Raw genomic sequence first — 14,430 nt, forward strand, 5'->3', positions numbered from 1 at the left:
CCCAGCGCGCCGAGAGCATTTTCAACAAGGTTCAATACTGCTTGGTATCCTCTCGGGTGTTCCTGGTGCGGGAACAATGCAGGATTAATTTCTTGCATCTAAACACCTAGATAGCAGTTTCGCCTCTCTGGTATGATGGTTTTTGGCCTCGCGGATCTCGCGTAATACGAATGACCGTGGACACCCCCGATCTTCGCAAGAAAGTGAGAAATTATCCTCATGCTGTCCGACGAGGTGGTCTGCGGCTTCGGAGGCACCGGGAACTGGTTTGGTAGCCAGACATTTGGGATGGAACCGGACATGCTCTCGATCGCCGGGGGGCTTTCATCCGGTCACCTGCCCATTGGCGGCGTCATTATCTCGACAAGATTTATCAATGCGCCGCTGACGAGGCCCACAAGGTCGGCGTGTTCGGTCACGGTTTCACCTACTCCGGTCATCCGGTGATAGCGGCCGTCGCCGCCGAGGCGATCAGGATCTACAGCGAGATCGATTTCGTGACCCAGGCGCGTCGTCTCGGCGATCACTTGCATGGAGCCCTCGCGGACGCGCTCGGCGACCATCCGCTTGTCGGTGAAGCCCGCGGCCGCGGCTTCATCGCGGGGGTTCAGATCGTCGAGGATCGTGCGCCCGTCGCGTCTTCGCGCCCGAGCTGAGGATCGGCGATGTCGAGCGGCGGTGCCGCGAGCACGGCGTCATGATCCGCAATATGGGAGACGTGCTTGGAATCTGTCCGCCCTATATAATCACCGAAAGCGAGATCGACCCCTTGGTTGACGGCATTCGTTCTGCACTCGACGGCGCCGCTGCTGCGAATTCCCGGGTCGGTCGGGTGGCATGAGTTCCAGCATTAAGACCGACTGCTTCACTTCAGTGGATATTATCGAGCAAACGCTCACCCGAGGGGTGCACTTCATCCGTGTCCGGTACAAAACGTCACCCATGTCTCAGGTCGGGCACGCCGCTCGCCAACGACACCGAGTTCGGCCTCGCGGCCTACTTCTACACCGGCGATCTCGGTCGCGCCTTCCGCGTGATGGAAGGACTGAAGTACCGGCGTCAATGAAGGCCTGATCACCACGCCGGAGGTGCCGTTCCGCGGCGTCAAGGAATCGGGCCTCGGCAAGGAAGGCGGCCTCCAGGGCATCGTGGATTATCTCGACACCAAACATGTCTGCATCGGCGGTCTCGGCGTCTAGTGGTTCCCGCCTGACATAGGAGTCCAATCAGAGATTCCCTTTCTGGCCTGCGCGTGCGAGTCTGGCGCATGCGCACAGGAAGATCGTTCACCGTTTCGTCGGCCGATCGCGTCCGTCTGACGGCGCTGATCAGGGATCGCAACGCCCCGCAAAAGCATGTCTGGCGCGCCGAGATAGTGCTTTTGCCCGCCGACGGCGTCGGCACCGGCGAGGTCATGCGCCGCATCGGCAAGTCGAAGACCGACGTCTGGCGCTGGCAGGAGCGCTTTGCCGCGGAAGGCTGTGACGGGCTGCTGCGCGACAAGACGCGACAGTGGCGCATTCCGCCGCTCGGTCCCGATGTCGGCGAGCGCGTCGTGGCACTGACGCTTGCCGATCCGCCGGGCGAGAGGACCCACTGGACCGCCGACATGATGGCGCAAGCCGCCGCAATCAGCGCCAGCGCCGTCAGGCGCATCTGGAAGGCGCATGGTCTCGCACCCCACCGCTGGCGCCAGGTTCAAGCTCTCCAATGATCCGAAGTTCGTCGACAAGTTGCGCGCCGTCGTCGGCCTCTATCTCGATGCGCCGGCCCATGCCATCGTTCTGTCGGTCGATGAAAAGAGCCAGATCCGGCGCTCGACCGCACCCACCCGGCCTGCCGATGAAGAAGGGGCGGCTCGGTACGATGAGGCACGACTACAAGCGCAACGGCACCACCACCCTGTTCGCCGCCCTCAACGTCCACTATTGTCCCGTTGACGAGAATATCATCTTAGTTGCTTGTAAAAATTTGTTCTCCACTTCCGTCTCCATCGTATCTCAGTCAACGCGATGGAGCAGGAAATGACTACAAACATTGTGAAACTGGAAGAAGGCAGGGCAATCGGCTCTAATCGTGACGTGCCGCTGTCAGATCATGAGGCGGAAGCCCTAGGGCATCTTGCGGTGGCGCTGAGTGGCATTTCGACGACCATTCGGTCCGCCGCCTACAAACACGCGCTAAACTCTAGTCACGCGATGAAGCCCCTAAAGGAGACGGAGGACGCGCTTACCGACTACGACGCCTTGGCGAGGGCGGCGGGCCGAAAGCAGCCGAAAGCGGCGGAGGAGGACGACAGGAAGGGGGACGCCCTAGCGAGAGAGGCCGCCGCACAGGTCAGCAGGGTCGATCAGACCCGATCTTCCCGCTGGAGCAGACCGCGAAGGGTACCGGTGGCATCAACGGACTACGTTCGGCAGGTGGTCATGGCAGATAGTCAGCTTGGAGCAGTGTCGGCACTGGTAAACGCGCGGCGAGTGGCTCCAGAACGCTTCCATGCTTCTGTTCCCAGTGTAGATAATAATCCGGATGCTCCGCTTCTGACCTCTTTTTCGGACTATCTGAGCAGGGTGTGCGGACTGGAGTCAAAGTCCCGCGAAGGCGTTCTCCTGGGCAGCCGCCGCTTTCTGGATTGGTTCCATCACCACCATTCCCGGCCAAGCCCTCGGCGCGTTGACGGCTGAGCATGTCCTTGCCGCTGTCGAACATCGGCTGTCACTATCGGCGACCTCCGGTACCCGCACCGGCAGCAACTTCTCACATCGTATTGGGCTGGCCACCACGACCAGAATCTCGCGCGCGTCGTCCCCAGGACGCCCCACTGGCGTTTGGCTCATCTAACCCTCGAACTCGGCTACGGCCCGTCGACGGTCTTCTTCACATGGGTCGGATTCGACGAAATGGACGAGGTCACAGGCGACGGCCATGCTGAACTGCTCGACGACGGCTCCATCGACATCACCTTCTATCACAACGGCGACGAGGCAATCCTCAAGGCCAAACGGGACACTTCTTCAACGGCCTGCTAGGAGATCCGTGTTCGCCTTGCGCTGACAAAGAAGCTCACACATGACGTCCGGGAGACGATGCTGGCAAATGGTCTGGCTGAAGCATTCCACCCACAATACCAAAGCCCGTCCCGATCCAAAGCGCTTCTAAGCACTCCACCTCAGGCGCAAGGCCGGTTGGCCAGTGCATCTTCTTGGTCCGCCGGAAGAGAACCCCGCCCGACAATAGCTTCATGAGGTCTTGCGCTGCAGTGTCGACCGTAAAAAAGGGCGCGCGAGGCGCCCTTCATTTAAACCGGCAGTCGGGAAGCAGACTTCACTCTGATATTCAAAAGCGGTAGGTGACACCTGCGCCTATCAGCCAGGGATCGAGCTCCGCCTTCCCCGTCAGCTTCGCGCCGGTCACCGTGACGTCGAAGTCCGGCTTCAGGAAAAGCTTCTTCACGTCGAAGTTGAGGCCCCAGTGCTGGTCCACCATGTAGTCGAATCCGACCTGCAGCGCCGTGCCGAACGTGTTCTTCACCTTGAGAGCATCAGCGCTGCCAGTGTCCTGGTTGTAGAAGATCGTGTAGTTCACGCCGGCGCCGACATAAGGCTTGAACGCGCCGAGATCGGTAAAATGGTACTGCAACGTGAGTGTCGGCGGCAGCAGCCAAACTTTGCCGATGTTGCCCAACCCTCCGATCGTCCCTTGGCCCGCGATGTTGGCATAAGTGGTACCGAGTATGAGTTCGGCGGCGATGTTGTCGGTGAAGAAATACGAGATATCGAGTTCCGGCGTCACCGTGTCCGAATACGAAAGACCGGAGCCGGGAAGCGTATCAACGTAGCCCAGATCTTTCGTAACGACGCCCAACGCCCGCAGGCGGACCTGCCAAGGGATTGGCGCTTCGGTGACCGAGGCTCCCGTCTCCGCCAGGACGGTCTCTGCTTGCGCAGGCTCCGCGGCGACGGCCTGCTGTCCCACCATGATCAGGGCCACCGCCGCTGCTGTTGCCCGCGCTACGCCCATTCGCGTTCTCGCCATGAGATTCACTCCTTGATGTTCAGAAAGGATGCACTGCACTATTTCGTCTCCTGCTCGAATGAATTGTTGATGGACCTCAAATGCCCCTCTTGCGTTGCAACGCGTTCCGCCGTCTCCGGAGGGTGATCGTTGAAGCCGATTGCGCTGCGGAGAAAATTGGTGCCTAGACTGATGAATGCGGCTTGCTCCCGATTGTCCTCGCCGCAGCCGTGCCCGCCTGCGCTGGCCTCGTAGAAGTAAGCGGGATAGCCAAGAGCCTGCAGTTTTGCGGCCATCTTGCGCGCATGGCCCGGATGGACGCGGTCGTCGCGTTTCGTGGTGGCGATCAGGATAGGCGGATAGGGCTGTCCCGGCGCTGCGGCGTGATAGGCGGAGATTTCCTTCAGGAAAGCCCAATCGTGAACCTTGTCCGGATCGCCATATTCGTCGATCCAGCTCGCGCCCGCCAAGAGCTTGGTGTAGCGACGCATGTCGATAAGCGGTGCTGTGCAGAACAGAGCCCCGAAATGCTCAGGATAGCGGGTCAGCATGTTTGCGATCAGCAGGCCGCCATTTGAGCCACCCTCGGCGGCAATCCGCCTCGGCAGGGTGATGCCCCTTCGCACGAGGTCGGAGGCAACGGCGGCGAAATCGTCGTGGGCGAGACGCTTGCCCTCCCTGCGCCCGGCTTCGTGCCAGCGGGTGCCGAACTCGCCGCCGCCGCGGATGTTCGCCTCGACACACGTGCCGCCGCGCTCGAGCCACAGCTTGCCCAGCGGGGAGTTGTAGTAGGGCAGGAATGATACGCCGAACCCGCCATAAGCGGAAAGGTGAATCGGAGCATCTCCGTTCCCGTTCGCCGGACCAACCTGCGTATAGGGGATCAGCTCATGATCGATAGAGACTGCCTCGTGGCGCGTGACCACCAGTCCGGATGCATCGAAATTCTCCGGGCTGCGCTTCAGGATTGCTGAAGCGCTGAGAGACGGCGCGGCATTCAGATCGAACAGCAAGAGCTGCGGCGGCGTGATCGGATCCTGAGCACAGATCAGGACCTCTCCATTGGTCTCGTGAACTGCCGCATCGAATGACCAGACGTCGACAGTACCTTCGGCGGGCAGGGTGTTCAGGACTCGGCGCGTCCATTCCTGGTGGCCGGGAGTGAACATCTCGAAACGCGGTGCGAGATTGACGAGGTAAGAGATAATGAGCTTCCCGTCATTCCAGAAGAATGACTGCATGGAGCGCCTTTCCCCTGGTTGAAACAGGGTCTCAAAAAGGCGTCCGCCGGCGAGGAAAGTGGAAAGCGAGATGACGATCAGCGCGTCGGCGGGATGGGTGGTGCCTCCCACCGTCCAGGGCTTGCGCGGCCTTACCGCCAGCCAGTCGCCGAAGACCCGCCACGACGCGTCGCGAGGAAGATCGATCTGCCTCCTCGGCCCGCTCCTATCGCCGATCCAGCTGATCTTCTCGAAGAAGGCCGGCTGCTCGATGAACCAAAGGCGCTCGCTGCGGCCGGTGCGGTCCGAATGACCAGACACTTGGAAGCTTTCGAACCCGGCCTCGAAGATTGCCGGCGTGGTGAGGGGATCCGCGTCACGCTTCCACAGTCGAACTGTGCGCGCATAGCCGGAGCGGGTGGCCATGCCATTACCAAGCGCACTGGAAAGCAGAAGCGTGTCAGGGTCCAGCCAATTAACGTAGCCTTTGGCCTCGGGGAGGTTGAAGCCGTCGGCGACAAAGCTCAGAGAAATCAGGTCGAATTCGCGATGCACGACCGCGTCGCTGCCGCCGCGCGACAGGCGCAGAACGGCTCTTTCCCGTCTCTCCGGCTCGATGGACGCGCCGTCCCAGATCCAGTCCTCTCCGTCGCTAGCCGCGAGAGCATCCAGATCGAGCAGTAGCTCCCATTGGGGATCCGCCTTCATGTAGGCGGCAAGGGTGGTCCGGCGCCACAGTCCGCGTGGATTACCGTCATCTCGCCAGTAATTGTAGAGGTACTGACTACGGCGCGCGATCAGGGGAAGATTGTCGCGATTGTCGAAAATGGCTGTCAGAGCCGCGCGGTCGCGCTCGAACTGCGTTCCACCGAAGTGCTTCAGAGTCCTTGCCGATTGGCCGGCGGCCCAGGCAAGTGCCCGCTCGCCCTCTACATCTTCAAGCCAGACATAGGGATCGTCGTCGGGAGCATCAAGCGTTGGACGGACATCAAATGCGTTCATGTCCGGACAGCCTTCAGAAAGAAGGGATAGAGGCTTCCGTCGGCTCGGGAACGCTCAGTGTCGGTAGCGGCGCCCACATGTTCGAAAAGCGTGATCATTGATGAGTTCTTCCAGTCGGTGCGGCATCGCAGTGCTTTTGCGCATAGGGCCGCAACCTTCGTGCCAACTGGGAAAATCGTTTCGGAACAATGCGATCGCTCTGGAAGCGTTGTGTCACATGTCCGACATCGTCGAGAATCCGACAACGAGTGCTCCTCCTAATCACCGGATCAACCTCCGGCGCCAGTCGTGGACACTGTGCAGAACTCGAGAAGTGAAGCTCATTGGAGTGAACCTGGTTGACGCCCAACATCTTCGCTCTGGAGCGCTTCACGCACACGGATTCATGGCAGACACCATGATGCGATCGATGCTGTTAGAGACCAAGCTGGCTGCGCCTGTGAGTTTCAGCCGCCAGCTGGAAGCAGCGGAGTTCTGAGGAGAAGGGTGGGGGGCCCAAGCCCTGCCGCAATCTTGGCCTGCACCGTCCCCTTGATTGTTGTGGGTCAACGTCTGCCTGCCCGCTGAATTTGGCACGCCTTACACCTACGTCACGACCAAGACCTTCCTGTTGCACTTCGGCCTCGACACACTGCGGGATTTGCCCGATTTCGAGGCGATTGAGGTTGCCGCGCTGCTCAGCAAGGAGAAGCTGCTGGCGGGCGATACTCCCATCGGGCTGGTGAGTGGTGGAGGAGGTGAGGAGCGACACTCCAAGGCCAGGACGGGCTAGCGCAGCAGATACATGGAAGTAATCGCTTGATATGAGCGGTTGAGAGTCGAATCAGGGAACTATGCGATCACTATCGATAAGAGGTGGCAATATCGATCGTGATTGTATCGGGCCACTCTACGGCGAAGGAGGCGGCAACTTGTGTCTCCGACCCGAAACGATTACCTTGCGGCCATTATGAGCAAGCATTTGGCATCCGTCTTGACGACGTGAACGCGCCCTGCAGCGTACAGCTGGACGACGCGGCGCTGGCCGATTGCTTTGCGGATCTCGATTTGGCCAAGCAGCATCCCGCTCATGTCAGCGCCTTTCTCGGCGAGGTCCCTCTCGCCCAGCAAGTCGAGTTCGCAACCGCGCACCACATTCGCGGTCGACGAGATGAAGGCTTTTGCCGCCAAGTTCTCTGCCTGGTCCGGCGAAAGCTATCCGCTCGCCGCATAATGGCTGGACATGATAGCCGACGCCCGTCCCGAATGGCGGCGGCTTTTTCGTATTATATCGACCTGATCGACAAGATGCGGCGGAACAGGGGTCCACGTGCGATGCGGCCAAAGCGGATCCAGCTCTCGAGCGCGACTACGGGGTAGGTGTGGTCGCTGGAGCCGCGGCCGACCTCGACCTCGCGCCAGCCGGTCTTGCCGCGCAGGGTGACCAGCAGCCCTTGCCGTCAAAAATCTCGATCCAGCTGGCGCCATCGCTGTTGTCGTCGCGCATGACGTCGAGACCGACGATCTCGGAGCGCCGCAGGCCGCCGCCACAGCCCAGGAGCAAAATAGCGCGGTCGCGCAGGCCCTGAGGTCGTGGCCGAGCGTGGCGATCATCGCCAGCAGATCGTCGCCAGGACCGCCTCTTTCTGCCGCGGTGGCTTTGCGTGCTTGCGGCGAATGCCGGCAAGAACCTTATAGATATGCCGCTCCGCGCGGTCCAACGGCCGGCCGCGCTGGGTAAAGTTCCAGGCGAGGCCGGAAAGCCGCCGCTCGATGGTCGCAAACTAAAGGGCAGGGGCGCCACGCTTCGGATCGCCGGCGGCGGTGCCCGAGGCACAGGCGCTGATATTGAGCCTGATCACCTTCGAGCCCGGAGGCAGGGGATCGAAGCCAGCGCGCCGGCACCAGGAGGAAAAATGCCGCCAATCCTTGGGGTAGGCGTCGCGCGTGTTCTCCGAGGTGGCGTTGTAGCCCCTCGCGGTCTCGACCAGTTCCTGGACATGCGCCGGGACTCTTTGAGCCGGGTCTCCATCTCCTTGTAGAGCTTGTCAAGCTCGCCATCGACTGGCTTCAGGTCGTCGATTGAACATTGCGTCATCATAGGCTTTGTGCCTTGTTGTAGCAGGCATCGTCCGTTCGCGCGGCGGACACAGACATCACCGTCGCTGAGCCGAGAACGACGGTAAAAGAAAATGCACTCACTGACTTCATAACCAATCTCTTTTGCGGGTGATTTAGAAACGGACGCCGAGCTTGGCGCTGAACCCGTGTGTCTGGGCATCCGAGGCGATCTGTCCCTGATAGGCGATGCCGAACGTCGCGTTCTCGGTGATGTTTACGTCAAGCCCAGCTTCGAGCAGAGCTGCGTTCTTTGCGATCGGCACGCCCTTGATGGCGAAGGAGGAACCGCCAGCAAAGGCAAGAGCGGTATCCGGCCTGACGTCGCCGAAGGCGTGGCGCCAGCCAAGACCGCCGCGCGCGGTAGCAGTCACGGTGCCGAGGGTCAGTACCGTCGACGCACGCAGACCTAGCGTGGTAAACGCCGTGTCGCTCGAGCGATCCCCGCTCGACAAGGCGGCTGCGCCGCCATTCTCGGTGAAGCCATCGGCGTCAAAATTCACATAAGCGAGATTAGCGTAGGGCTCGAAGGAAGCCGAAGCCGTATTGATACGGTAGCCGAGCTCGCCAAAGGCCTGGAACGTGCCGGCGTCGTAATCGGCCGAAAGGCTGTCGGCGAAGCCTGGAAAGACCACGGACCTGCCGGTCTCGATGCTGTGCCAGGTATAGGCAAGGCCGGAACGAAAACCGAGATTGCCGTTCTGCGTGCCGGCAAAAAGACCGAGATGGTAATTCTCGCTCGAGCCCGACGACGCGCGATCGTCCGCCTCCAAGGAGGTATGGCTGTAGCCGCTGATGAGGCCGAGCCGCCAGCTTTCGCCGACAGCCGCGTCACCGCCAGCCAGAAAGCCGCCTGTCGAGTGATCGAGACCGGCGGCATTGCCGTCGCTGTCGAGATGACCCCAGGCGCCGAAGCCACGGCCCCATACGGCGAAATTCTCACTCGTTGCCGGGGCCAGTTCCAGACCACCCAGCCCATAAGTCATCACCGGAACGCTGGAGGCACCGACGCCGTCGAACGCCGCACGGATCCGTTCGCTCGCGGCATCGCGTACAGAATGACTGTCCTCGATGAGGCCGCTATGAATGGAAGCATGAACCTCGCCTGATAGCATATCGAAAGCGTTGCGGGCTTCCGGCGCCGTCAGGAACAGGATGTTGTCCTGGATCGGATTACCGCTTCCAAGCGCCTGAGCCGCTGCGGCGACCGAGCGTTGATTGAAGGTGCTGGCTACATCGGCAAACGCCGTCGATGTGCGGCTGATATCGAGATAGACATTGTTGGCATCGTAGACGAGCTGGAAATCGACGAAGGGCGTCGCGTCTGTCGCCAGAGCCCCCGTCAGCCCGCCATAGGTGCCGCTTACGCCGCCTGCTGCGGAGAGCAGAGTATATCGGGCATCGACCGATAGCGTTCCCTGCCGCAGCAGCTCGATCTGCGCGCCGCTGTCGATCGCCGCTGCTCCGCCAACATCGATGAGATCGGACGACCTTGCGAGGTCGACCTGATAGATCGATCCGGACTGCTGCGCGAAATCGCCCGTGACAGTCAGTGTGGTGACGATCCTGCTCGGATCGGTCGCACTGCCAGGAGCGACCGTGCCGCCCTCGGAAATGGTGACCGCACCGTAGGTGCCGCCGCCTGCGACGACACCGCCGCTGTTTGCGATAGCCGTGCCCCCGATCTGCCCGTCATTCCCGAGAAAGCCGGACGTGGTCGCATCATGGGAAAGCACACCTGTATCGGCAAGCAGCAATCCCGCGCCGGAACCGACCGTCGTCATGCCGGAAAAATTGTTCTTTCCGCTCAGCGTTTGCACGCCACCGGCAACGAATAGTTTGCCGCCCATATTATTGTTATCAACGTCGAGGTCGTTGATGCTGCCGGCGAACGTGTCGTTCGAATCCGTTAGCACCAGGGTACGCTTGCCCAGTTCGACCGTTCCGCTGCCACTCAGGCTACGAATACGGGCATCGTTGTAGGCGTCGGAGATTCCCCAATAGTCGCTGCCATTTCCATGTTCGGAGATATCGAACGTGCCGTCTGCAACGACTTTCGCTGACCGTTGGATGTTGCCGAGCCCCGCAAGCGAGAGATAGGCATCCTGAGCAATATTCGTCTCGCCGGTGTAGGTGTTGACATTCGTCATCCGGACCACCGTCTTTGTATCAAGCGTCAGCGATCCGGAGCCGGAGACGACACCCGCTATGCCGAACCCGCCCTCATTCCCCATGCTCGTCGTGATCCTGCTCAGACCGGTCCCTTCGGGTGCGGATGAATCGGTAGAGAAGTTGCTGGCAGTGACGAAATGTGACGTATAAGCGGTATACTTCTTCTCCAGATCGAAAATGACCGATCTGTTTTTGAAGAAGTCAAGACCGGCAACAAAACTGGTCTGGTCATTGGGTTGTTCCGTCGTGCCGCTGGTGTAGGTGAAGTCGATATTGTCCAGCCTTACCGGATCGCCATCCGTTCCTGCGATTGTAACGCTCGGGATGTTGCCCGATGCGCTTACGATCTCGCGTTGCTCATTTCTCCGAACATTTTTAAGTTTGACGCCCGCATCCTGAAATTGCTTCAGCATCGCATCACTGATCTCCAGACTGCCACCGCCCGGTGTGCCGGTGTCGAGCAATACCGCGGTCTTGTTGGGGTCGGTGATTGGTGGGGCTCCATCCTTAACCGTGTACTGCAGATTGTAGCTGCCTTCGTATTCGGTCGAGGCATTGGCGCCAGAGCCAGGAAAATTCTGATAAGAATCCTGATCTTTTTCCTCGGGTTCTCCCCATGGCATGGCATTAGTATATTGGGCCCGGAGGCTTGGATTGAGGTTGACAATCGTGCAGGGGGAACAGCCAGGCGTTTGGTCGCTCTCGGAATCCGGATTCACATTGGCGGAGACCACGTAGCCAGACCTGGTGACACTGCCCATCATGCCCCAGACACTTGTCTTGCCAAGAAAATCGCCGGCCCCGAATGTACCTGCGAAATCGCCGCCTTCGTCTGCCATCTTGCCAGCGGTCATTTTCGCCCGCTGCTCCTTATCGGCGTGATAAGGTTCTTGGAGATCCTGACCATACATATCTTTAAGTCCATCCGTCACGGATCCCGGCGTGCACTTAAGATTGTTGTCCTTGCAATACGCATGGGTATAGACAAAATCGAGAATGCGAGCAGCCCGGTATTTCTTATCGCTTACAGACGGCCCGTCGATTGTTATCTTTTGATCTGGATCGACATATGTAAATTTATCAATTTCCACGTTCTGAAGCTTATTACCATACGTTCCGTCCCCGTACGTATATACGTAAGGCGTGTCGGCAATCGGGCGGACCCCGGTCACCTCTGACCCGATCTGCGTGTTGAGCTGGTCCGAGCCCGTGTCGAATACGTATCGCTGCGCGTTGCCATTGTTGATCTTGGCCCAGATGCCCAGGCGGTCATGGCCTTCCCCGACATACTCCAGCGGGATCGAAATCGGGTCGTCGGCCAACGCTTCTCCAGTTGGAAATGCTACCAGACCCACCCCGAGAGACACAGCCGGCAGGAATACCGTCGTCATCGCGGTGGTTGCCGCCAGAAAGTTCTTTGTCCTGAAACAAGCCTGCATACCTGGTCCTCGAAAAAGTCTCGCAAACTGATTGTTCATTGGAACGGCCTCCTGAATTGTTTAACGAGACCCTTTATGGCGGCCCTGGCTGACAACAGCCTGAAAGCTGCAAGCGGCCTGCGAGAATGGGGCGATCCTGAATGACGACAGGTGCTGTCAACAATGGATGAGTGCTCGGCCTGAAAGCTGAGCACGCTTTATGCTCAGGCTGCTGACAAGGCCAAAGCAGCGTAAGTGCGGAGTGAAATCCAAGGTCCACATGGGTCGTCGCGCTTCCCGTGCGCCTGGGAAGGCGCCGGCCCGGCCAAGCTTTCCCAGATCGTCCGGATGGCGCACAAGATACCGGTTCAGGTCGATCGAGATGGAGGCCGAGGCGTATGCCAAGGCGGTCGACTGCCTGACGAAAGATCAGAATGCGTCGCTGGCGCTCTACGATTTCCGCCGGCAGCGAGCTCAGCTCCTGCCGGGCATCCGTGTTTACTGGCGACGAGACACAAGATGTGCCCAAATTGCCACCAGACCGTCACCTGCGATGAGTTTCGGCAACTGATTTTGTCCTTTCAATCGTCGCCACTTCCTGGCCGCGGCCAACATGGGCCACTCGAAGGCAGCAGACTGGCGGCTATATGGACGGGCTGTGAGCCCGCACCGGAGACATTGGCGAAATCTACGATCTCTATAGCAACGTCAAGGAGAAGCGCGAGGTGTTGCAGATGTGGTCAAATCACATCGAATGGCTGATCAAGCAGGCTGCGGATGACGCTCTGGCGGCGTAGCTGCTGGCATGGGCGGAAGATGCGGCGCAACAATCGTCAGAGCCTCATCGAATTGGAGATCATGCTTGACCAGCAAATGCGCGGCCAATGCTTCGATGGCTGACCAGTGATCGAGTACTAGCCGGGCCGTGCGATCTTCGATCCGCCTCCAACGGGGGCGGCGCGGCATCAGGAACCGCAACTCACCATAGATTCGCTTGGCATCCGCGTAGTCGCTGCTCCCCTCATTCCCATCGGACGCATTCATCGCCATATCGCGCGGGTCCAGATAGCCTTCGAATGCGGATTCTGCAAAAGGACCTGCCAGACACGCAACTATCTCTTGGATCGCTTCATCGCGTTGGAAATGTCGATCCATATCGTTCTCGAAAATCGGCTTTAGCTCCGAGGTGAATCCTTGCGCTGAATAGAAAACCGTGCCTTCGACAAAACCACCGCACTCTCCGTCACCGGCGTCGGGGTAAATACTAACACTTGAGAAAGCAGGGAGTTCACGGTCGTCGTCGAACATCTGACGGTGCAAAACGATGGCGGCCACCGCGTGCCCGGCTTCGTGATGCGCCACAGACGGGAGAAGATATTGGGAGGCTACATTCATGCGGTGCGGCTCTCAGATCTAGTTTCCATCCAAGCCCTGATATCGGATTCAAGCCATGCGACTCGGCCGGGGGAGATGCGACGCCGCTTAGGGAACAGGCCTGCCTTCAGAGTCGCGCGGTCGCGCTCGAACTGCGTTCCACTGAAGTGCTTCAGGGTCTTTGCCGACTGGCCGGCGGCCCAGGCAAGTGCCCGCTCGCCTTCCACATCTTCAAGCCAAAGATAGAGATCGTCGTCGGGAGCATCCAGCGTTGGACGGACATCAAATGCGTTCATGTCCGGACAGCCTTCAGAAAGAAGGGATAGAGGCTTCCGTTTGATCGGGAACGCTTAGTGTTGGTAGCGGCGCCCACATGTTCGAAAAGCGTGATCATTGATGAGTTCTTCCAGTCGGTGCGGCATCGCAGTGCTTTTGCGCATAGGACCGCAATTGTCGTGCCAACTGGGAAAATCGTTTCGGAACAACGTGATCGCTCTGGCAGCGTTGTGTCAGATGTCCGACATCGTCGAGAATCCGACAACGAGTGCTCCTCCTAATCACCGGATCAACCTCCGGCGCCAGTCGGTGACACCGCATTCCTCTGTCTTTCCAGGAGACGGCGTGGACATCAATGCCGTTCCTCACCGAACCCGCCTCCTAGCCCTTCGCCCATACGTCACGGCCGCCCCCCGGTTTGGCTTCAACCTGAAGGATTACGGCGTCCTCTTCGCAGAGAAGATCGGGTTGTTCGTGGCGCGCGCAGCGGAGCCCAAGGAGCTTTTCTGGGTTGCGGATACTGGCATGTCGATATTACGACCGTGTGTCCTTCGACAAGCTTGGTGGCTTCTTCAACCAGAATCTCGCCGCGGAGATCGAATCGTTATCTGCGCCGCAAAGTGCGGCCGGTGAGCGGCGTGGCCCTGCGTTCCAGTTGGCCACGGTCCTCGCTGGGACGAGCAAGTAAATGGCTTGCGCAGCAACGGTGCGATCACACCTGGAGCACGGCGTCATCAGGAAAGCGCCATCCTTGTGCGCCCACGACACCCTGGTCGCCATCGGCCGCATCGCGGGGGGGCACTGTGGGCGATAACCATTCATTGATCTGGGCGATTGAGGGTTCTGCCGGGGCGCTA

The 14,430-nt window shown here is 59.7% G+C and carries 11 protein-coding genes and 4 pseudogenes; 8 read left to right on the forward strand and 7 right to left on the reverse strand.

Annotated elements, in window-relative coordinates; translation table 11 throughout:
- Positions 1–219: 219 nt before the first annotated feature.
- The 6 genes and pseudogenes from EJ067_RS35685 to EJ067_RS19565 all read left to right on the forward strand — a co-directional run bounded on the left by EJ067_RS35685 (position 220) and on the right by EJ067_RS19565 (position 3,029).
- A complete protein-coding gene (locus EJ067_RS35685) occupies positions 220–447 on the forward strand; it encodes an aminotransferase class III-fold pyridoxal phosphate-dependent enzyme (protein ID WP_263485461.1) in 228 nt (75 codons plus the stop codon).
- On the forward strand, positions 408–656 hold the full coding sequence (locus EJ067_RS35690; RefSeq protein WP_063169297.1) for an aminotransferase class III-fold pyridoxal phosphate-dependent enzyme: 249 nt from the start codon (positions 408–410) through the stop codon (positions 654–656). Before EJ067_RS35685 ends, EJ067_RS35690 begins: the two co-directional genes overlap by 40 nt.
- Before the next feature lie 308 nt (positions 657–964).
- Positions 965–1,199 (forward strand): annotated as a pseudogene (locus tag EJ067_RS19550) (aldehyde dehydrogenase family protein); the annotation flags it as partial.
- Between the two features lie 68 nt (positions 1,200–1,267).
- Positions 1,268–1,923, forward strand: a pseudogene (locus EJ067_RS19555) (IS630 family transposase); the annotation flags it as partial.
- 101 nt (positions 1,924–2,024) lie between these two features.
- Positions 2,025–2,684, forward strand: a complete 660-nt coding sequence (locus EJ067_RS35460; protein ID WP_063169296.1) for a hypothetical protein — start codon at positions 2,025–2,027, stop codon at positions 2,682–2,684.
- A 144-nt stretch (positions 2,685–2,828) separates the two neighbouring features.
- Entirely contained in the window at positions 2,829–3,029 is a 201-nt protein-coding gene (locus EJ067_RS19565) for a hypothetical protein (protein ID WP_244514237.1), read from the forward strand.
- A 307-nt stretch (positions 3,030–3,336) separates the two neighbouring features.
- Here EJ067_RS19565 and EJ067_RS19570 read toward each other — a convergent pair whose 3' ends face one another.
- Positions 3,337–4,035 (reverse strand): OmpW family protein, encoded by a 699-nt coding sequence (locus tag EJ067_RS19570; RefSeq protein ID WP_063169295.1) that lies wholly within the window; start codon positions 4,033–4,035, stop codon positions 3,337–3,339.
- A gap of 38 nt (positions 4,036–4,073) precedes the next feature.
- A complete protein-coding gene (locus EJ067_RS19575; protein ID WP_126080676.1) occupies positions 4,074–6,236 on the reverse strand; it encodes a prolyl oligopeptidase family serine peptidase in 2,163 nt (720 codons plus the stop codon).
- 217 nt (positions 6,237–6,453) lie between these two features.
- Between EJ067_RS19575 and EJ067_RS19580 the strand changes: the two genes are divergently transcribed.
- Positions 6,454–6,714, forward strand: coding sequence for a hypothetical protein (locus EJ067_RS19580; RefSeq protein ID WP_095769041.1), 261 nt, complete (start codon positions 6,454–6,456; stop codon positions 6,712–6,714).
- Between the two features lie 93 nt (positions 6,715–6,807).
- Positions 6,808–7,008, forward strand: a pseudogene (locus EJ067_RS19585) (SMC-Scp complex subunit ScpB); the annotation flags it as partial.
- Between the two features lie 161 nt (positions 7,009–7,169).
- On the opposite strand, the gene EJ067_RS34655 reads toward EJ067_RS19585, so the two are convergent.
- From EJ067_RS34655 to EJ067_RS19610, 5 genes and pseudogenes are all read right to left on the reverse strand, one after another.
- A complete protein-coding gene (locus EJ067_RS34655) occupies positions 7,170–7,406 on the reverse strand; it encodes a hypothetical protein (protein ID WP_063169293.1) in 237 nt (78 codons plus the stop codon).
- Positions 7,407–7,522: 116 nt separating this feature from the next.
- Positions 7,523–8,206, reverse strand: a pseudogene (locus EJ067_RS35465) (integrase); the annotation flags it as partial.
- Between the two features lie 243 nt (positions 8,207–8,449).
- On the reverse strand, positions 8,450–11,983 hold the full coding sequence (locus tag EJ067_RS19600; protein WP_082826570.1) for an autotransporter domain-containing protein: 3,534 nt from the start codon (positions 11,981–11,983) through the stop codon (positions 8,450–8,452).
- A 702-nt stretch (positions 11,984–12,685) separates the two neighbouring features.
- Complete coding sequence (locus tag EJ067_RS19605) at positions 12,686–13,318, reverse strand: hypothetical protein (protein ID WP_063169290.1); 633 nt, start codon at positions 13,316–13,318, stop codon at positions 12,686–12,688.
- Positions 13,315–13,593 (reverse strand): AlpA family phage regulatory protein, encoded by a 279-nt coding sequence (locus tag EJ067_RS19610; protein ID WP_063169289.1) that lies wholly within the window; start codon positions 13,591–13,593, stop codon positions 13,315–13,317. The genes EJ067_RS19605 and EJ067_RS19610 overlap by 4 nt, the downstream gene beginning before the upstream one ends.
- Between the last annotated feature and the right edge of the window lie 837 nt (positions 13,594–14,430).

Origin of the sequence: Mesorhizobium sp. M1D.F.Ca.ET.043.01.1.1, from assembly GCF_003952385.1 — a bacterium.
GTDB lineage: Bacteria > Pseudomonadota > Alphaproteobacteria > Rhizobiales > Rhizobiaceae > Mesorhizobium.